This window comes from Legionella santicrucis (assembly GCF_001468135.1).
Taxonomy (GTDB): Bacteria; Pseudomonadota; Gammaproteobacteria; order Legionellales; family Legionellaceae; genus Legionella; species Legionella santicrucis.
In genome coordinates, this window is record NZ_LNYU01000081.1 from 149,289 (window position 1) to 166,308 (window position 17,020).

Below are 17,020 nucleotides of genomic sequence, written 5' to 3' on the forward strand. Positions count from 1 at the left end.
CTTAAACAAGTTTTTCAATGTTGTAATGACCATTCTCATAGCCATGAACCGAGATGATTTCTTCTACCCTACGACCCTGCGGTGTTCTGGCGATATGCACAACACAATGCACAGCCTCGCCAATCAGCGGCTCAATCTCAGCGGGTGCTGCAGGGTTTCTGGTAATCAATGATTTCAAACGATAAAGACCGGCCAGACAGTTATTGGCATGGAGAGTTGCAGTACCGCCTTCATGCCCGGTATTCCAGGCATCCAGCAAATCCAAAGCCTCAGAACCACGAACTTCGCCAACAATAATTCTGTCGGGGCGCATCCTGAGCGTGGTTTTCAACAGCTGGGTCATGTTTACATCAATGGTCGTGTGATATTGGACACAGTTTTTAGCGGCACACTGGATTTCGCCGGTATCCTCAATGATAAAAATGCGTTCTTGAGGCGCATGAATCACCATTTCATTGATGATGGCGTTAACCAAGGTGGTCTTTCCTGATCCAGTGCCACCAATAACCAAGATATTGCGATGTGCTGCAACCGCCTGTTCAATGGCCTCACACTGCGCTTCGGTCATAATCGCCGACTCTACATAGTGATGGAGGGTAAAAACCGACAGCGCTTTTTTGCGAATTGCAAAGGTCGGTCGTGAAACAACTGGCGGAAGCTGCCCAGCAAAACGCGACCCATCCAGAGGCAGTTCACCTTCCAACAAGGGCTTAAAGCGGGTAACTTCCTTACCATGAAACCCCGCAACTGTTTTGATAATGCTCTCCGCCCGTGCCTCGTTGATACTTCCGATACAACGCATCCTTTCACCCAGGCGCTCTTGCCAAAGTCTGCCATCTGCATTGAGCATGATTTCTACCGTTTTAGGATCACTAAGCGCGCCTATAATCAAACCACCTAAATCACGCTTTAGCTTTTCGCAGGCTCTATCTTTAACCGTTATACTTTGTTCTTCTTGATCTATCATTTTGGTTAATTCCTGATTGATGATTTTGTTATTTATGATATTCACTAAGTTTTACGCTGCTCTTGAATTTGCTGATTAAACGGTCAACAATGCTTTCCTTATTTGGAGCATTGTCATGAAACCATTTATCTTTTTGGCGTTCTCGATAGATACGTCGCTGAATTTCATCACGATGGACGGGAATGGATTTAGGTGCGTCAAAAGCTAGCCGTACTTCTCCATCCCGATATCCTACGATCGTGCAGTAAACATCATCATGGATAACGACAGACTCCCCGACTCTTCTTGTTAATACCAACATGTGTTTTCTCCTGTAGTTTTTAAAATAAAAATGCTTTGCACTGTTTGATGGCAGCGAACGCGACCTCTTTATTTGCAGGGGCAAATTCTTTGGGTGCGACATAAACGTTATTTCGCTTTTTTATGTCACGACAAATGCCAATTAACTGAGGCAAACTTGGTGGCATTTCACAATGGTCCCGACATTCAATGATGGCGTGATTCAAAGTGTCATCACTGAATCGACTTAACCCCTCCAGCCATTCATTTTTGGCAAACTCCAAAAATCCGTCGCTCTTAAACTGACTGCGCCACAGGTGCCCATAAAAGACAGCAAAGCGTGTAAACAGATTCTCAATACACTTTTTATTGCTGTCGGTAGCATTGCAGGTTGATGATGTTGTTTGGCTTGTATTCATCTTCACTGGCGCTTGCTGTGTCTTCTGTTTCTGAGTTCCAGAATGGATCATGGGTTGTGTTTTTAGTACTTGGGCGATGCTTTGCATTCCTTTTCTCCTCAGTTACTTCAATTGTGACTTCATCTTCCCAGCATTTTTGTGCCAACCAGTTTGCTGGATATTTCCAAGCTGGCACCCACTCACCGCGTGACTCTTTTGCACTGCGGGCTTTAATTTGGCCTTCAATCGCTTGCAGCATAGTTCTTAGGAGCTGATCATCCGGATTGATTTTCTTAAAAGTTTCAAACGCACATTCACGCGATTTTTTCTCAGGGTAAAGCAACCAAAATTGCTCGAACATTTGCTGCAAGAAAATATATAAATAATTATCTTCTATATGAGGTGTGTCGGCTTTTAGGGGTTGAGGTATGTCTGGATTTGTGTCGATAACCTCTACTACGCTTGATTTTATTGATCGTCTTTGTGCTGGGTTTGTGTCGGCTTGCTGTGTCGGGTTTGTGTCGGCTTTATTTTGGACAGAATAATTCGAATTAGCCAACAAGCATTTTAAAATGAGGTGTTTATCATCGGATTGTATATACACTAGTCCTGCACGTTCTAAGGCTTTGATCACCCGTCTTAATTGTTGGCGGCTAGGACTACCTGATTGAATCCCTTGATGCGGTTCAACGTATAAGGTTTCCGCCAATGATTGGTAACTAATGCCTCTTTTGATTCCAACAAGCGAAGTAGTGGCATCCATATAAGGTCTTATGCCTAGCAAGTAAGTAACCTGCTGAAGATAGGGTAACCCCATTAATGCACTAAGTTCTTGTGAAGTTATTTTTAAATAACTATGCATAAAAATATCCAAATTTCTCGTTTTTATATTGTTTTTATGATAAATTGAACTCAATAAACATATTTATTGTCACTCAATGTGCTAATTAATGCTTATGATATAGCACGATTTGTGGTTAATCAAGAGTGATTTCAATTTTTTTAGGGGGGGGGATAGTGTCCACGATTAAAGAAAAAATTGGCCAACGAATTTATGAGGCACGTAAAGCAAAGGGATTGAGCCAACAAGGGTTGGCAAATTTGACTACCGATCTCAAGCAATCGAGAATTAATAATTGGGAAAATGGGCTACGCACCCCTGGGCCTGAGGAAATTAAACAGTTGGCTAATGCGTTAGAAGTACCCGCGGCTTTTTTAATGTGCTTATCGGATGAAAAACAAGAGAACCAAACAAAAAAACTCAGTAGGTTGATTCCCTTATTCAACCATCATCAGGCATGTGATGCCAAACATTGTCTCAATGAACTACGTGAACAAGGTAGTTCAGATAATGCTGTACTAATTTCTGTTAGCGCAGCGTTATTACCAACATTAGAAGGAGATGCTTTTGCTTTAAAGATGATTGATGACAGTATGATGCCTGAGTTCAGACTGAATGATACACTGGTGATCGATTCTTCTGCGCAGCCAAAACCGGGAAATTATGTAGTAGTTAGGATGGATGGTAAATCTGAAGTGATCATTTGCCAGTACAAAAAATTATCTTATACTTCACCAGAATTTGAATTATTAACGTTAAATGATAATTGGCCAAACATTAAAGTAGGTGATGATATTAAACTCGATATCATTGGAGTCGTGGTGCAATTTATTAGGAATGTCGCCTGACAAAATTAACAATTTTATTTTGAATACCTTCATATGGATAAAAACATTACAAACAATCAGATAGTGCAATTCTCTGAAATAATCGGGTTAATTCATAATGCTCGTGAAAAAGCTTATAAAGCAGTTAATACCTTGCTGGTTGATTTATATTGGCAAGTTGGACAATACATTAGCCTGAAAATAAAAAATGCAGAATGGGGTGATGCAATTATCCCTCAATTGGCTAGCCATATTGCTGAAACTCTACCAGGATTGCGGGGTTTTACTAAAGTAAATCTATTTAGGATGCGTCAGTTTTATGAAACATATTGCCACGATGAAATTATCTCACCACTGGTGAGACAATTACCATGGACTCATAATTTAATTATATTGAGTCAAAGCAAGAGTAGAGAAGAACGACTTTTTTATGTTAATCAAGCCATTCGCGAACAGTGGAGCAAGCGAGAACTAGAGCGACAATTAAAAGCCGCTCTTTTTGAACGAGCAATATTACACCCTCAAAAAAGCTCTAAGATACTTACTGAATTAAGGCCAGAAGCAATTAGCATATTTAAAGATGCCTATATGGTAGAGTTTTTGGATTTACCAGATGGACATGATGAAATAGATTTACAACGAGGGTTATTGCATAAACTAAAAGATTTTTTAATTGAATTAGGAAAAGATTTTTGCTTTGTTGGCTCAGAATATCCTATCCAAGTTGGTAATCGAGATTTTGCTATAGATTTATTATTTTTTCATCGGGGATTGAACTGTTTGGTTGCATTTGAATTAAAAGTAGGCCGTTTTGAACCAGAATATTTAGGCAAGCTTTCTTTTTATCTTGAAGCATTAGATCAAAATGTAAAAAAACAACATGAAAATCCAGCTATTGGAATATTACTGTGTGCAAATAAAGATGATGAAGTTGTTGAATTTGCTCTAAATAGAACCTTATCACCAGCAGTAATCGCAGAATATAAAACTCAACTACCTGATAAGAAATTATTACGAGAAAAACTACATGAGTTTTTCCTACAAAACGAACAGCCATGATTAAAAAAATAAGTTTGCTAATTATTCTAATTTTTGTTGTGTTAATTGCCACGTACCATAATGTTATTATCAGGACATATAAAGACTATCAATCCTTAAAATTATCTAAAAGCAGAGCCGAAATATATAGATTAAAAGGAAACACTGACTTTAAAGACATTACAGAGCAACTGTCTTTAGATGAGAGTATCCCTGCTGAATTAAAAGCCCCTTTAATCAGTGGTGATCGTAAGATTGTGATTTTCAAGTATCTTAGTGATGGACATGAAGTAGCTGGATATTTTAGCTACTTAACAAATCAAAAACAAAGCCCAACTTTAATATTTCTACGCGGAGGCAATAAATTTTTTGGTCTTATGCGACCCAATAATCGTTTCTCTTTTCTTAAGGGCTATAACGTTGTAGGTACCTTATATCGCGGAAATATTTATAAAGGTAAAGATGAATTTGGTGGAGAAGATGTCCATGATGTTGAAAACCTTCTTAAGTTTATCCCTCGTCTTGAAGATTTTTCGAATGTAAAACTGCAGGCACCTTATACAATGATGGGGGTAAGTCGCGGTGCTTTGGAAATGTTTCTTTCTTTACAACAAAGCAAATACGTTCAGCAACTTGTAAATAAAGCCATCTCTGTCTCAGGTAACGTAGACCTACAGGTAACGATGCAACAACGACCTGATATGAAATATCTTTTTAAACAGTTTTTCGAAAACAGTGCTCATACAACCTTTGAAAATTGGATTAAGAATCGCAATCCCGTCAATAATCTCACAAATATACCAAAAACACTTAAGGTACTAATCGTTTATGGCACAGCAGATGATAGAGTTTCTTTACAAGAGCAGTTGAATTTAAAACAAGCCTTGGAAAAAGAAAACATATATTCTAGGTTTGTTACTATTAATGGTGCAGATCATGGTTTCGAGAATCATTTTAATGAGTTTGAAAAAACTGCGCTGCAATTCATGAATGACATTAATTCCCAACTGGAAACATAATCCAAGCGATGATTTTTATCACCCTAAGCTTAGTGAAAACAGTCCTCTTAAGCGGCATGTGCTCTATAGATAATCTAAAAAAATTGGATGCTAGAATTTATTAAACATTAATGCGAAAAACGCATTCTTTTCTTGGGGAGTATTTGGTGAAACAATTTAAAAATAATATTTATCCCTTACTCCTTTTGGCACTTCCACTGGCGATGACCGGGCTCATTCAGTCTGCAACCTTCTTTTTTGAAACCATCTTCCTTGCCCACTTAGGTCCAGTAGCATTGGCAGCGGGTGCTATAGTTAGTTGGCTTGCTGGTACCTTTGCAGTTATTCTTTTTGGAACTTTAAGCTCCATTAATATTTTAGTTGCGCATAAATTCGGTGCCAAAGACAAGCATGGTATATCTCTTGTGGTGAGAGATGGAGTTTGGTTAGCCATTTTATTATCCATCCCTGCAGTATTCTTTTTTTGGAACATATCTCCTATTTTTCTGATTTTTGGTCAGAGTCCTCATACGGTTTTTCTTGCACAATCATACCTTCACGCACTTACTTGGGGGTTATTTCCTAACTTTCTAGTCATTGCTTTACTGGAATTTATAATTGGTTTGGGGCGAGCGCGTGTGATTTTGATATTTAGCATCCTTACAATGTCAATGACTATTGTCTTCAGTTTCGCCTTAATTTTTGGAAAATTTGGATTGCCGGCACTAGGTGTTGCAGGTGCAGGTTGGGGAATTACCATTGGTAATTGGATTACATTCATCCTCTTAAGTCTATATGTTTTAATGAACAAAGAGTACAGAAGCTATCTGAGTCATCTATTTACACTTACAAAAAAATCCTACTTACTTGAATTAATCAAAGTTGGTGCACCCATGGGCTTGATGTACTGCGTTGAGGTCGCGTTTTTCTTCGCCTTAACCCTGGTGATGGGTTCTTTTGGAGATGAGCTTTTAGCAGCAAATCAAATCGCCTTGCAGTATTTAGGCGTGCTTATGTCTATTGTTTTCTGTATCGCCCAAGCAATTACAGTACGTATGGGGCACTTACTGGGTGCAAGTGAGGTATCCTCTGCCAAACAAGCTGCTTATGCTGGAATCTGTATGTCTGCTAGCTTGATGTTTTTTGTCGCTCTTTGTTTTTGGACCTTCCCAAGCATCTTAATCTCCATCGATTTTAATATTTACAAACCTGAAAACTTAGAAACGGTACACCTTGCAACACAGTTTTTGGGAATCAGCGCGATTTTTCAAATCATTGAGGCTACGAGAATTTCTCTCTTTGGCTCCTTGCGAGGGCTAAAAGATACTCATTTTACTTTGCTCTCATCCATTATTGGTTTCTGGGGAATCGCTTTACCCTTTGGTTACATACTTGCCACTCGCTTCCATCTTAATGGAGTCGGGCTTTGGTGGGGAATGGTTATAGGTGCCTGCGTAAGTGTCATCTTGTTAGGTTGGCGCTTTAAATCCAAAATTAAGGATTATACTTAACTAAATCTAAAAGCCTCATAAAAAACCATTGACTTTAACGTTACGTCATCCTTTATCGTGTGGAAAGTCAGCCAGAGGAGTAAACATGCAATACACGGTAAATAAGCTTGCAAAGCTTTCAGGGGTCAGTACTCGAACCCTTCGCTTTTATGATGAGATTGGTTTATTAACGCCTGCTTTTTATGGAGATAATCAGTATCGTTATTATGGCGAAGAACAACTTTTGATGCTTCAGCAAATCTTATTTTTCCGTGAATTAGGTTTTCCTCTAAATGACATCAAGGGAATTATCAGTAGCAATGACTTCGATAAAATTGAAGCATTAAATACTCATAAATCCATACTTCAATCCAGTCTTGCGAGAACTGACACGCTCATCAAGACGATTGATAAAACCATTTCACATATAAGAGGAAAATTAATCATGCGTGATGCGGAAATGTATGACGGCTTTGATCCAAAAAAACAACAAGAGCATGAACAATATATGCTTGATACAGGAGTTATATCTCAGCAACAGATTGATGAAAGTTGGCAAAAAGTAGCACATTGGAAAAAGCCTAACTGGGAGACATTTAAAGAGGAAGGAGAACAATTGAATCAAGATTTGGCTGCAGCCGTAAATAATCACTTAAAGCCAAACTCCAGTGAAGTACAAACCTTAGTCCAAAGACATTACACATGGGTAAGTAATTTTTGGATACCCACTAAGGAAACATACAAAGGACTAGCTCAAATGTATCTTGATCATCCGGACTATCGCTCTTTTTATAGCAGATATCATGCTGACTTGGTTGAGTATTTAGTTGAGGCCATGCGATTTTATGCTGAAAACAAATTATCTTGAAAATTTTGTCCGCCATTATGTTTTATGGTGGGCACTATTTGCAATTGATGTGAGGTTTGATTATGAACAATAAAACAAGGAGTGATAGCTTAAGCATGACATTGCCTGACGGTCGACAACTTGGGTTTGCAGAGTTTGGTTCCCCTGATGGAACGCCTATTTTGTATTTTCCCCGAGCTGTTACTCAATATCAAGCACAATAATTATTATTTTCTAACCAATTTATTAAGTTTTGACATAAAACATTACCACAATCTGGGACAAGTAACGTGTAGTAGCTATCAATTTCAAAACCCATATTCAGACCTGTATAAAGAGAGGCTCGATTATCTATATTACAACTCCACTGTGGAATGATTTTCAATTTTTTACATTCGTTAATTAGATGAGCGACAATTAATGTAGCATACCCTTTGCGTTTATGCTCAGGATGGGTAATAACGCCTATTTCAGCATATCCACCGCCCTTACTTGCATAAGCTTCACTAACAACACTAGAGCCCTTGCATAAAGCGTAGCCGATACCATGGCGTAAAAAATTTTCATCTGCCCCATAAAGTTCAGATCGCTCTTTATACCAGGTACATTGTTTAAAAAGATCGATTGATTCGATAGGCTTAATTTCAAGGGTAGGATCGGGTGATATAATTTGCTTTAGTTTAAGCAGCGATAGAGAACTACGCAAATGAAAATTCCAGCCGCGTTTTAAAAACAGATGATGATATTTAGCCCGGCAGTACAGCATGGGGAACTCTAATCCACCAACAAGAGAGATGACCTCCGTCACATCTTCATCTTCCAGCTCACCTGCAATAAATAAAAATGGATCGGGGCAATTCTCCATAATCAAAATTGCCTTAGATGGTAGCTCGAATATTTTTCCTGTATTTTGATGTTCAATAATTTCCCAGAGTATCCCTTGATTAGGGAAGGTTTTGAATTCTTCTAAAATCCATTGATCTAAAATTTTATCAAGTATTTTTAACATACGACTTGTTCCAAAATAAATTCACATCGATAAGTGACCGTCAGCTCTTTTGATAACATCATAATATCAAAACCAAACTCTTTATAAACATCTAGATGAATCTGTTCAAAAACCAATGCATCTTCGTAGCTAATTTTTCTAGCATCAGTGTGCTCGATAAAGCCCAAATTTTCAAAAAAGAAGACCTTGTTTTGATAGACTCCACCCTCTAGGCAACGAAGAATTTCATCAAGCAATATGGAAGAAGGCTTAAAATCGTCATTGCTCCAATGAGATAAATATTTACCAAGAGCATAGGTACAAAAAGGTGAGCGATCATAAAACTGCATATTTCCGGTAGAATTCATCTGGCGTTCTTTTTGCATGTGTGCAATTTTATCTAAAAACCCGTGCTCTTCCCATGGTCTTTCTATACCCTTAGCTTGCTCTATGCTAATGACATCCGTCGCAGCTTCATGAAGAACAGTATGACCTAATTTTTCTAGCTCTTTGATGACAGAAGTTTTTCCACTTCCTGGGGTACCAGTGAGGATGAAGCGTCTTATGTCAATGCATTTTTTGTCCATTAGGAACCTTTGGATCAACTGTTATCAAACATATAGCGCCGCTTTCATCCGCAAATCCCACAAGCAAAAACTGAGAGGTAAAGCCCGCTATATTCTTTTCTCCCAAATTAACGCATCCCACAATCTGGCGCCCAATAAGAAACTGGGGCGTATAATGCACAGTCACTTGAGCTGATGTTTGCAATACGCCAATCTCAGGTCCAAAATCTGCCCACACTTTGAATGCCGGCTTTTTTGCCCTTGGAAATTCTTCTACTTTCACAATCGTACCAGAGCGCAAATTCACTCGCTCAAACTCTTCGTATGTTATTGTTGTCATAATTTACCTATCTAAAAATTGAATAATAGATTTTTGAATTTCATCCTTAATTTCCGGACTTCCTCGATCACACAAATCTATATGCAGAGCACCTTTCACATAAATAACTTGAACACCAGACTCAGGTACGACCCCTTCATCTGGTTCATCATCTATTGCTCCAAAACGTAAAATCTCTAATTTCGGATTTCTTGGGAAAGGATACCTTCTGCTATCAAGTGAAATAACTTTTGAAACCATTTTGGGATGAGTCTGAGCCATCAACATAGACATATCGCCTCCGTTAGAATGGCCTATTAAAATCACTTTGTTCAGATTCAACTGTGGTTCTATTTTTTGCAGTTCATTCATCACAAACAAAATGTTTTGAACACCACGTTCCCAAAGGGGGTTTCTTCTTTCAAATAGATTTCCTGTTGTAGAAAGCGGTTTATCCGTCTCCAAATCATGCTGTATAGTCACTACGAAATATCCACGTGTTGCAAGAGCATTTGCAATAAACGAATATTCTGTATTTTTGATGCCATAGCCATGGCTGATGATCACCGCGGGTTTATTTATCGTTTCCCCTTGATAAATAACCACAGGAACATTTCTGTCTCGGGTCTTGTCAAACATATCAAGCGTTTTGCTTTCTAGAGCATAAGCATTACTTGCAATGATGAATGCACATAATATAAGACAGAGATTTTTAAAATATTTCATTAAATTAACCGCCATATAAATCTTATTTAAAATCCGTTGCTGAGAAACATAGGTTTTTCTTAGAAAACTCATCAAGAATAAATTTAGTCGTTTCAGCAATCGCTTTATCAGCCTTCTGCGCATTATCTTTTTTATTTGAAAATGTATAAATTGCTAGTACTATTGGCTTACATGCAGGCGACCATACAATTCCTATATCATTAGAAATAACAGAGCCTCCACCTGTTTTTTCTGCCGCGCTCCAACCTAGAGGCAATCCATATCTGATTTTTTTGTAACCTGTAGTATTGTTCATCATCCAAGTTTTTAATATATTCTGATTTTCTTGACCTAACACATTATTTTCTATCAATAATTTTTGAACACTTTGGGCCATATCTTTGGGAGTAGAGCTATCATGAATATTATTTGGATCTGAGTTTAAATTAGGTTCTAAATTTTCTAAATTAAATGATCTGTCGCCTATTGATTTTGCAAATTCATTAATGCTTTTAGTTCCTCCAAGCCTTGTAATCAGAATATTAGTTGCAGCATTATCACTATAACGCATTGCTGCTTCTGCAAGCTCCTTTATCGTCATGTAACCTCTATCTAAATTCAGGCGAACGATAGGACTCCAAAACACAATATCATCTGAAGAAATTTTTATTCTCTCATCAGCTTCAATATTTTTTAAAGCAACAGCTGCTACTAGCATCTTAACAGTACTTTGAAATGGGAAGCGCTCATCCTGACGATAAGAAAAGCTGTTACCATTATTGGTGTCAATTGCATAAACGCCAATTTTAACATTGTACTTTGTCTCAATCTGCTTCACTCCTGCGTGTGCTTTGCAATTAACTGCAAAAGCAAATGTGCAAAACGCCAAGCTTAATACTTTCCAATATTTCATTTTAACTAACCTTTTTATAATTTATTACTCGTATGTTGTTTAACTTCTTCCATATCTTGTCCTTAAAAATATTTAACACCCATATCCTTACCTGCTTGCTCCATTGTCATTTTCAATCAATCCAACGATCCTTACCGGCGCTTCTGTACCATCTTTAATTTTGATGGGCAGGACCATGACAAAGCTTCCGGTCGGTAGCATACCCAGATTTGCTACATTTTCTATGATGATCTTATCCGCACCTAAAAAGAGTTTATGAACCTTAAAGCCATCTTCTGGGCGATCGGGCGAGAGTGTATCAATACCAATGGCGCTCACGCCTCGTTCAAGTAAAAGTGATGCGGCTTCAGAGGATACGGATGGGAACACATGGTTGTTATGATATTTCGAAGGTGTATGCCAAAATTTGCTCCAACCGGTTTTAACCATCACGCATGAGCCTTTTTGAATAAGCCCATACTTGCTTTCAAAATCGGCTACATCTTGCACGCTCAAGGAATAACGCTCAAAGCATTTACCTGATACATCAATCACCATGCACTGCATTACCAAATCATTTACATCAAAATCATGAATGAATCTCCCCTCAGGAATACAATGACTTGGCGCATCCATATGCGTGCCAATCCCAGCATGCATTCCCACTTTCATGACGCGAAATTTATCTTCACCTTGGCAATCAGCATAATCGATATGCACATCATGATTAAACCCGCATCCACCATTCCATGTAGGGATTGTGCTATCAAGTACGTGGGTTAGATCGATGATTTTGTAGGGGAAAGTCATAATATCTCTCAATTTAGTATCTTTTTGCATAAAGAACCCAAGGTCGCTTGAGGCCAGTTAAACCGGCCCCATATTTATTTGTTTTACAAAATTTTAGTTGCATAATGCCTCATTGCTTCGCATATAAATTTTTGCATTTTGGGATGATAAGCTTCAAAAAATGTTTTGATCGTGGCGTCATCATCTTCATACATGTGAATCAAGGCCAAATAAGCATCATGAGTCAAATTAAAAAAATTAGATTGCAGTTCGTAATGTTTCTGGATCAGCGCTTGTACATCTTCGCTTTCTGGTTTAGCATTTTTTGATATTAATTTCGCAATCGCTTTATCCAGCGTATCTACTTCATTTTTAAAATCAGACCATTCTTGCTCTGACCAAATGACATCATCTTTTTTAAAATGCTCCAACATTTTTTCTGCTGGTGTACCACGAGCTATACATGTATATTGGTTGCTCTTAGGCAGTTTTTTATCAAAACCAAAATATAATTCTTTGTCTGTCATAGCCTCTTTTCCTCTTAAATGTTGAATTGTTTTATCGATCGTAGTGATCAGATCATTTTTACGAACGATTTCATCTTCCAAAATTTTTCTATGCGCATTTAATGCTCTAATGTTGTCAAAGTCATTTTGCGAAAGAAGCCTTTGGATATCATTTAAGGCAAAGCCTAGCTCTTTAAAAAACAGAATTTGTTGCAAACGCAATAGTTGCTGCTCTTCATAATAACGGTAATTATTAGCTCCTTTTGAGAAAGGTTTAAGTAAACCAATTTCATCGTACCAATGCAGGGTACGTACACTTACACCAGATATCTTTGCTAATTCTTTTACCGTATAAGCCATAATCTTGCCCTCAAATAATACAATTCAAAGATAAGATATGACGTAACGTGAGGGTCAAGAGGTAATTTAAAGTAATTATCATAAATCCTGTTAACCTAATTTCTTCGTAAACCACAGCACCAGATCATCATCAAGCTGATAATGATTACCTGGAATCGTGGGTTCATAATTATAAGTAATACCCTTGCCATCAGGGATGTAGCCGCGTTTTACGTAAAGTCTTTGAGCTGCTCCATAGCCGCCATCTGCACCTGCATACAGGCCAACGCCGATGCCAATGATTTGGCTGTTCGTTGCAGCTTCTTTTTCTGCTGTATCAAGTAGTAAGGAGCCAACACCGATTTTTCGATAGGCCGGCAATACGTTTAAATCCACAATCTCGGGGATGCTTTGCTCTTGAAAAGATTGATACTGTGAGCACCATTTTAAGGTCACGTAACCGGCAAATTCGCCATTGAAGTGAGCCACCCAAACCAGTCGCTCTCCGGCGTCTTGTTCCTTCAAATATTCTTCGAAAAGCGATGGCGGTTTATTCCAGCCGATTGCGTTGAAAGCTTCAGAGATAAGTGGGATATGATCTGATGATAGTAATTCACAAGTTACAAAGGATTTCTCCATAAGGAAATTTGTCAGTTCTATATCACGAATTCGCACCGTTTGTTGCTTTATCACTTGAAATCCTTTGCTAGCAAAAAATGCTCTGGCAGTAGTGCTAACTTCTGCATAAATGCGCGGCAATAATTTTTCTCTCGCTTCAATTTCGATTTCACGCATAAGGGCCGTGCCAACTCCAGAACCTTGAAATTCATGATGGACATAAAAGCAATCGATATGGCCATTTGGCTCAAATTCTGCAAAGCCAACTACCGTACCATCTATTGTTGCAACAAAAGGATTTAGTTTTGCACATTTTTCTTGCCAAGCAGCATAATTATCATAGTATGATGTCCATGCATTAAGCTGCTCTTTACTATAATCCTTGGCATTGACTGTATGTACAGTGTTGTAAAAAATACTAGCAATATGTTTGGCATCCCCATCTTGATAGCATCGCACTTGAACCTTTCTTCTTTCATTCATTTCGTTTAATTCTCCCAAAATATGATTTATAAGTTCGCTAATATCAGCGCATCGATGGGGATGGTCTTTAGGGTCTGATCGCTTAAGAAGGTCAAGCAACGATGATAAATTCAATAAATGTATGGTAATGGGCCAATGAGCTGGTAATTTAATACCATTTTTTTGTAAGGCATCTACAAATGAGTTCTGGAATTCAGGTGGCATTTTATGGGCGTATCTGAGCATGTTAGCGATGTCCCAAAGATAAGACCCAGGAAAAGCAAATTCCCAGTCCAAAATGCCGGTAACAACCCAAGAGCCGTTAATTTGTTCTACCAAAATATTGGCGGGATCAAAGTCACCATGAACGAGGTGCTTTTCATCGTCAGTGGAAAATAGATATGCATATTGCTTTATAGCTTTTTTGATTTCATCAATCATCTCAGGCGATAGCACAGATACTACGGTTCTATCATTCAAGCAATCCAGTGCAAATTTTATAACATCAGAGGATTCGCACTCGACCACCTCCAAATCTTTGTTCAAGAAGCCAGATTTTGAAAATTCGTATGCTGTGATTTTTGAGAGAATCATCCCAACTTCACTCATGAGTGCACCGTTAGCATCAGAAGCGTTGCTTAACAAAAAATCACGAAGAGAAATGCCAGAAATAAACTCTGTAATAGCAAAGTGATACCCTTCAAGTTTGCCGATATAATGCGTTAGTGGTGCCGGCACAGTTTCTTTGATTAATGCGGCTAATTTTTGTTCTATGTGCGCTGCATCTTTGTCGCGCAAATAAACACGCAAAATCAGTGGCTTTTGTTCATTTTCCAACTGAATTTTGTAATTAAGATTAGCGCATCCGCCAGCAATCAATTCAGTGGAGGTAAGTTTTTTATCAGGATAAGCAAGGCGTACCATTTTTTCTGCCATGCCTTCTGGAAGCTGGTACGTGAGACTTGTTTTCTCCCAATCAACTTTAAACATTACAAGCTCCGCTTTAAAAAGATACAGCTAGAACCGCGCGTATAGCCCTGCCTTTCAAAATCAGTTACGTATCCTAATTTTTCATAGAATGCTTTAGCTCCCTGAAAGCTCATAGTCGCAACCGTTGCCATAGAACATCCTGACTTACGGCCATAATCATGCACAGCTTCCATCAATTGATATCCTAAACCTTTATTGCGATGATCGGGATGTACCCACAATTGATCTGTATAAATGCTGCCGAAAATCACACTGCCGTTGCAGCCTGCAATAATTTGGTTCTTATCATCTCGCATAAAGAATGCAAAAGGATAGGCTTCGCCCAATTTAGGTGTCTCTTGATTGATTTTATTGGTTAGAAAATCTATGTCTTCACTTGCGGTCGTGGATATAAACTCTATGGTCAAGGGCGATCTCCTTTATACTCAAAGCATTCAAACTTTCCTGCTTTAGAAAAACCAAGGCGTTCGTAAATATGATAACCAGAGTCACTTGAAGCTGACAAAGTTAAAGAAGTAGTGTCCTTAGGTGCTCCATATACAATACTAAACATACTTGTTTTTAGGTCACAATTAATGACGGTCACACTGTTCATTTCATAAACGTCAAAACCAAGATTTTTTAGTAGATATGCAAAATGACCCAGGTGGTTTTGCTCTGTTGTATTGAGTTGCTTATTACTTAAATTCATTTATTTTCCGCATAAATTCGTTTCAATTCATCTATCTTGCCATTGGTTATAACCTCAAGATTATCCGTGATTTTTTGGACGTCCCAGTCCCACCATTTTAGAGCAAGCAACAATTGGATCGTTTCTTCATCAAACCTTTTGCGAATTTCCTTTGCAGGATTTCCGCCAACAATCGTGTAAGGCTCAACATCTTTGGTCACTAAGCTGTTTGTGCCGATAATAGCGCCATCGCCAATTTTTACACCTTGCATGATAGTTACGCTATTACCAATCCAAACGTCATTACCGACAACTGTGTCCCCCTTACTCACTACTTGCATAGGATCTTTTTCTGCCCATTCTCCACCAAAAACCTTAAATGGATAGGTGGAAAAACCATTCATTGCATGGTTTGATCCATTCATGATGAAACGGACTCCTGTGGCGATTTGGCAGAATTTGCCGATGATGAGCTTGTCCCCCATAAAGTCAAAGAGATAAAGAATATTTTTCTCAAAGTTGTGCACGTCTTCAGGATCATCATAATAAGTATAATCACCCACAATAATTTGAGGGTTTGTGATGATGTTTTTTAAGTATGCTGTCCTTGAAACGCCCTCTATGGGGTAAAGAGTGTTGGGATTTGGATAATTTCTCTCTACCATGACTTTCCTCCCCAAGACATACCACCGTCTATATTTAGGCATGCGCCTGTAACATATTTTGAGGCGTTGTTGGATGCAAGGTATAACACTAGCCCGTCAAGGTCAGTTGGTTCAGCAATATCTCCATAAGGAATCAAGGGAATTATTTGCTCTAAGTCAGGTCCATTCATAGGGGTTCTAATCCAACCTGGAGAAATACAATTGATCCGTATTTTATGGGGCGATAACTCACCAACCAAGGTTTTGGTTAAATGAATCACTGCTGCCTTGCTAACACTATAGGCAGCACCGCATTTTGCAGGAATGGCATCCCCATTCACACTGCCGATATTAATAATCGATCCATGAATACCATGGTTCTTCATATGATTCGCCACTGATTTTGTGACATACCAAACACCCATCAGATTCGTTTGAATGATCGACTCAAAATTATCGTTATCATCCTCTTCAAAAATAGGAGTAAGAATAGCAATTCCGGCATTATTAACGCAGATGTCGATCTTTTCACCATTCTTTTCTAACTCAGAAAAACAATTTTTTACGGATTGTTTGTCTGACACATCCATCTGGATGGCCCTAGCGTTATTAAGCTTAAGCGCCAAGTCGTTCAATTTATCAATCCTGCGAGCGGCCAAGATCACACGTGCGCCTGCACCTGATAGGCAACGGGCGAATTGTTCCCCAAGACCACTTGAAGCCCCGGTGATTAATGATGTTTTACCATTTAGATCAAATAGTTGCATTTTTAATTTTCCGCCAGATGACAAAATTATGAGATTCCTACAGCTTTATCTTGACATAAAACTATATTTTGTGCATCTAT

At 38.4% G+C, this 17,020-nt stretch carries 22 protein-coding genes; 6 read left to right on the plus strand and 16 right to left on the minus strand.

From position 1 onward, the window contains the following. Position 1: 1 nt before the first annotated feature. Genes trbB through Lsan_RS14160 form a run of 4 tightly spaced genes read right to left on the minus strand, consistent with a single transcriptional unit; the run spans position 2 to position 2,506 of the window. The gene (trbB, locus tag Lsan_RS14145; protein ID WP_058514946.1) at positions 2-967 is read right to left on the minus strand and encodes a P-type conjugative transfer ATPase TrbB; all 966 of its coding nucleotides are present in this window, start codon (positions 965-967) and stop codon (positions 2-4) included. A 28-nt stretch (positions 968-995) separates the two neighbouring features. Further along, positions 996-1,268 (minus strand): carbon storage regulator CsrA, encoded by a 273-nt coding sequence (gene csrA / locus Lsan_RS14150; protein ID WP_006871039.1) that lies wholly within the window; start codon positions 1,266-1,268, stop codon positions 996-998. Between the two features lie 19 nt (positions 1,269-1,287). Continuing rightward, a complete protein-coding gene (locus Lsan_RS14155) occupies positions 1,288-1,596 on the minus strand; it encodes a hypothetical protein (RefSeq protein ID WP_040535194.1) in 309 nt (102 codons plus the stop codon). 16 nt (positions 1,597-1,612) lie between these two features. Next, positions 1,613-2,506, minus strand: a complete 894-nt coding sequence (locus Lsan_RS14160) for a hypothetical protein (RefSeq protein WP_006871037.1) — start codon at positions 2,504-2,506, stop codon at positions 1,613-1,615. A 155-nt stretch (positions 2,507-2,661) separates the two neighbouring features. Between Lsan_RS14160 and Lsan_RS14165 the strand changes: the two genes are divergently transcribed. The 6 genes from Lsan_RS14165 (at position 2,662) to Lsan_RS22195 (ending at position 7,909) form a co-directional block, all read left to right on the plus strand. Further along, positions 2,662-3,333, plus strand: coding sequence for a helix-turn-helix domain-containing protein (locus Lsan_RS14165; RefSeq protein WP_058514824.1), 672 nt, complete (start codon positions 2,662-2,664; stop codon positions 3,331-3,333). Positions 3,334-3,366: 33 nt separating this feature from the next. After that, positions 3,367-4,371, plus strand: coding sequence for a PDDEXK nuclease domain-containing protein (locus tag Lsan_RS14170; protein WP_006871035.1), 1,005 nt, complete (start codon positions 3,367-3,369; stop codon positions 4,369-4,371). After that, positions 4,368-5,369: an alpha/beta hydrolase family protein gene (locus Lsan_RS14175; RefSeq protein WP_006871034.1), complete on the plus strand. Its 1,002-nt coding sequence runs from the start codon at positions 4,368-4,370 to the stop codon at positions 5,367-5,369. The genes Lsan_RS14170 and Lsan_RS14175 overlap by 4 nt, the downstream gene beginning before the upstream one ends. 146 nt (positions 5,370-5,515) lie before the next feature. Next, positions 5,516-6,859, plus strand: coding sequence for an MATE family efflux transporter (locus tag Lsan_RS14180; protein ID WP_006871033.1), 1,344 nt, complete (start codon positions 5,516-5,518; stop codon positions 6,857-6,859). A gap of 85 nt (positions 6,860-6,944) precedes the next feature. After that, a complete protein-coding gene (locus tag Lsan_RS14185) occupies positions 6,945-7,706 on the plus strand; it encodes a MerR family transcriptional regulator (RefSeq protein ID WP_058514825.1) in 762 nt (253 codons plus the stop codon). Between the two features lie 62 nt (positions 7,707-7,768). Beyond that, complete coding sequence (locus Lsan_RS22195) at positions 7,769-7,909, plus strand: hypothetical protein (protein WP_006871031.1); 141 nt, start codon at positions 7,769-7,771, stop codon at positions 7,907-7,909. On the opposite strand, the gene Lsan_RS14190 is transcribed toward Lsan_RS22195, so the two are convergent. The 12 genes from Lsan_RS14190 to Lsan_RS14245 all read right to left on the minus strand — a co-directional run bounded on the left by Lsan_RS14190 (position 7,897) and on the right by Lsan_RS14245 (position 16,964). After that, the gene (locus tag Lsan_RS14190) at positions 7,897-8,694 is read right to left on the minus strand and encodes a GNAT family N-acetyltransferase (RefSeq protein WP_006871030.1); all 798 of its coding nucleotides are present in this window, start codon (positions 8,692-8,694) and stop codon (positions 7,897-7,899) included. The genes Lsan_RS22195 and Lsan_RS14190 overlap by 13 nt on opposite strands. Beyond that, positions 8,688-9,260, minus strand: a complete 573-nt coding sequence (locus Lsan_RS14195) for an AAA family ATPase (protein ID WP_006871029.1) — start codon at positions 9,258-9,260, stop codon at positions 8,688-8,690. Before Lsan_RS14195 ends, Lsan_RS14190 begins: the two co-directional genes overlap by 7 nt. Continuing rightward, complete coding sequence (locus tag Lsan_RS14200; protein ID WP_006871028.1) at positions 9,241-9,579, minus strand: tRNA-binding protein; 339 nt, start codon at positions 9,577-9,579, stop codon at positions 9,241-9,243. Before Lsan_RS14200 ends, Lsan_RS14195 begins: the two co-directional genes overlap by 20 nt. 3 nt (positions 9,580-9,582) lie before the next feature. After that, positions 9,583-10,284, minus strand: coding sequence for an alpha/beta fold hydrolase (locus Lsan_RS14205; RefSeq protein ID WP_006871027.1), 702 nt, complete (start codon positions 10,282-10,284; stop codon positions 9,583-9,585). A gap of 22 nt (positions 10,285-10,306) precedes the next feature. Continuing rightward, the gene (gene bla / locus Lsan_RS14210) at positions 10,307-11,176 is read right to left on the minus strand and encodes a class A beta-lactamase (protein ID WP_006871026.1); all 870 of its coding nucleotides are present in this window, start codon (positions 11,174-11,176) and stop codon (positions 10,307-10,309) included. 87 nt (positions 11,177-11,263) lie between these two features. Next, positions 11,264-11,995, minus strand: a complete 732-nt coding sequence (locus tag Lsan_RS14215) for a cyclase family protein (RefSeq protein WP_006871025.1) — start codon at positions 11,993-11,995, stop codon at positions 11,264-11,266. A 53-nt stretch (positions 11,996-12,048) separates the two neighbouring features. Next, complete coding sequence (locus tag Lsan_RS14220; protein ID WP_006871024.1) at positions 12,049-12,810, minus strand: MerR family transcriptional regulator; 762 nt, start codon at positions 12,808-12,810, stop codon at positions 12,049-12,051. Positions 12,811-12,900: 90 nt separating this feature from the next. Continuing rightward, positions 12,901-14,859, minus strand: coding sequence for a GNAT family N-acetyltransferase (locus Lsan_RS23090; RefSeq protein ID WP_006871023.1), 1,959 nt, complete (start codon positions 14,857-14,859; stop codon positions 12,901-12,903). Next, positions 14,859-15,266 (minus strand): GNAT family N-acetyltransferase, encoded by a 408-nt coding sequence (locus tag Lsan_RS14230; protein ID WP_058514826.1) that lies wholly within the window; start codon positions 15,264-15,266, stop codon positions 14,859-14,861. Before Lsan_RS14230 ends, Lsan_RS23090 begins: the two co-directional genes overlap by 1 nt. After that, positions 15,263-15,550, minus strand: coding sequence for a hypothetical protein (locus tag Lsan_RS14235; protein WP_006871021.1), 288 nt, complete (start codon positions 15,548-15,550; stop codon positions 15,263-15,265). The genes Lsan_RS14230 and Lsan_RS14235 overlap by 4 nt, the downstream gene beginning before the upstream one ends. After that, a complete protein-coding gene (locus Lsan_RS14240; protein ID WP_040535114.1) occupies positions 15,547-16,194 on the minus strand; it encodes a CatB-related O-acetyltransferase in 648 nt (215 codons plus the stop codon). The genes Lsan_RS14235 and Lsan_RS14240 overlap by 4 nt, the downstream gene beginning before the upstream one ends. Continuing rightward, complete coding sequence (locus tag Lsan_RS14245) at positions 16,188-16,964, minus strand: SDR family NAD(P)-dependent oxidoreductase (RefSeq protein ID WP_006871019.1); 777 nt, start codon at positions 16,962-16,964, stop codon at positions 16,188-16,190. Before Lsan_RS14245 ends, Lsan_RS14240 begins: the two co-directional genes overlap by 7 nt. Positions 16,965-17,020: the final 56 nt, after the last annotated feature.

Bases quoted from the DNA above. Each gene is read 5' to 3' on its own strand.
- Lsan_RS14240 (WP_040535114.1), bottom strand. From the start codon at position 16,194: ATGGTAGAGAGAAATTATCCAAATCCCAACACTCTTTACCCCATAGAG.
- Lsan_RS14175 (WP_006871034.1), top strand. From the start codon at position 4,368: ATGATTAAAAAAATAAGTTTGCTAATTATTCTAATTTTTGTTGTGTTA.
- Lsan_RS14190 (WP_006871030.1), bottom strand. From the start codon at position 8,694: ATGTTAAAAATACTTGATAAAATTTTAGATCAATGGATTTTAGAAGAA.
- trbB (WP_058514946.1), bottom strand. From the start codon at position 967: ATGATAGATCAAGAAGAACAAAGTATAACGGTTAAAGATAGAGCCTGC.
- Lsan_RS14195 (WP_006871029.1), bottom strand. From the start codon at position 9,260: ATGGACAAAAAATGCATTGACATAAGACGCTTCATCCTCACTGGTACC.
- Lsan_RS14185 (WP_058514825.1), top strand. From the start codon at position 6,945: ATGCAATACACGGTAAATAAGCTTGCAAAGCTTTCAGGGGTCAGTACT.
- Lsan_RS14160 (WP_006871037.1), bottom strand. From the start codon at position 2,506: ATGCATAGTTATTTAAAAATAACTTCACAAGAACTTAGTGCATTAATG.
- Lsan_RS14205 (WP_006871027.1), bottom strand. From the start codon at position 10,284: ATGAAATATTTTAAAAATCTCTGTCTTATATTATGTGCATTCATCATT.
- Lsan_RS22195 (WP_006871031.1), top strand. From the start codon at position 7,769: ATGAACAATAAAACAAGGAGTGATAGCTTAAGCATGACATTGCCTGAC.
- bla (WP_006871026.1), bottom strand. From the start codon at position 11,176: ATGAAATATTGGAAAGTATTAAGCTTGGCGTTTTGCACATTTGCTTTT.
- Lsan_RS14170 (WP_006871035.1), top strand. From the start codon at position 3,367: ATGGATAAAAACATTACAAACAATCAGATAGTGCAATTCTCTGAAATA.
- Lsan_RS14220 (WP_006871024.1), bottom strand. From the start codon at position 12,810: ATGGCTTATACGGTAAAAGAATTAGCAAAGATATCTGGTGTAAGTGTA.
- csrA (WP_006871039.1), bottom strand. From the start codon at position 1,268: ATGTTGGTATTAACAAGAAGAGTCGGGGAGTCTGTCGTTATCCATGAT.
- Lsan_RS14235 (WP_006871021.1), bottom strand. From the start codon at position 15,550: ATGAATTTAAGTAATAAGCAACTCAATACAACAGAGCAAAACCACCTG.
- Lsan_RS23090 (WP_006871023.1), bottom strand. From the start codon at position 14,859: ATGTTTAAAGTTGATTGGGAGAAAACAAGTCTCACGTACCAGCTTCCA.
- Lsan_RS14200 (WP_006871028.1), bottom strand. From the start codon at position 9,579: ATGACAACAATAACATACGAAGAGTTTGAGCGAGTGAATTTGCGCTCT.
- Lsan_RS14215 (WP_006871025.1), bottom strand. From the start codon at position 11,995: ATGCAAAAAGATACTAAATTGAGAGATATTATGACTTTCCCCTACAAA.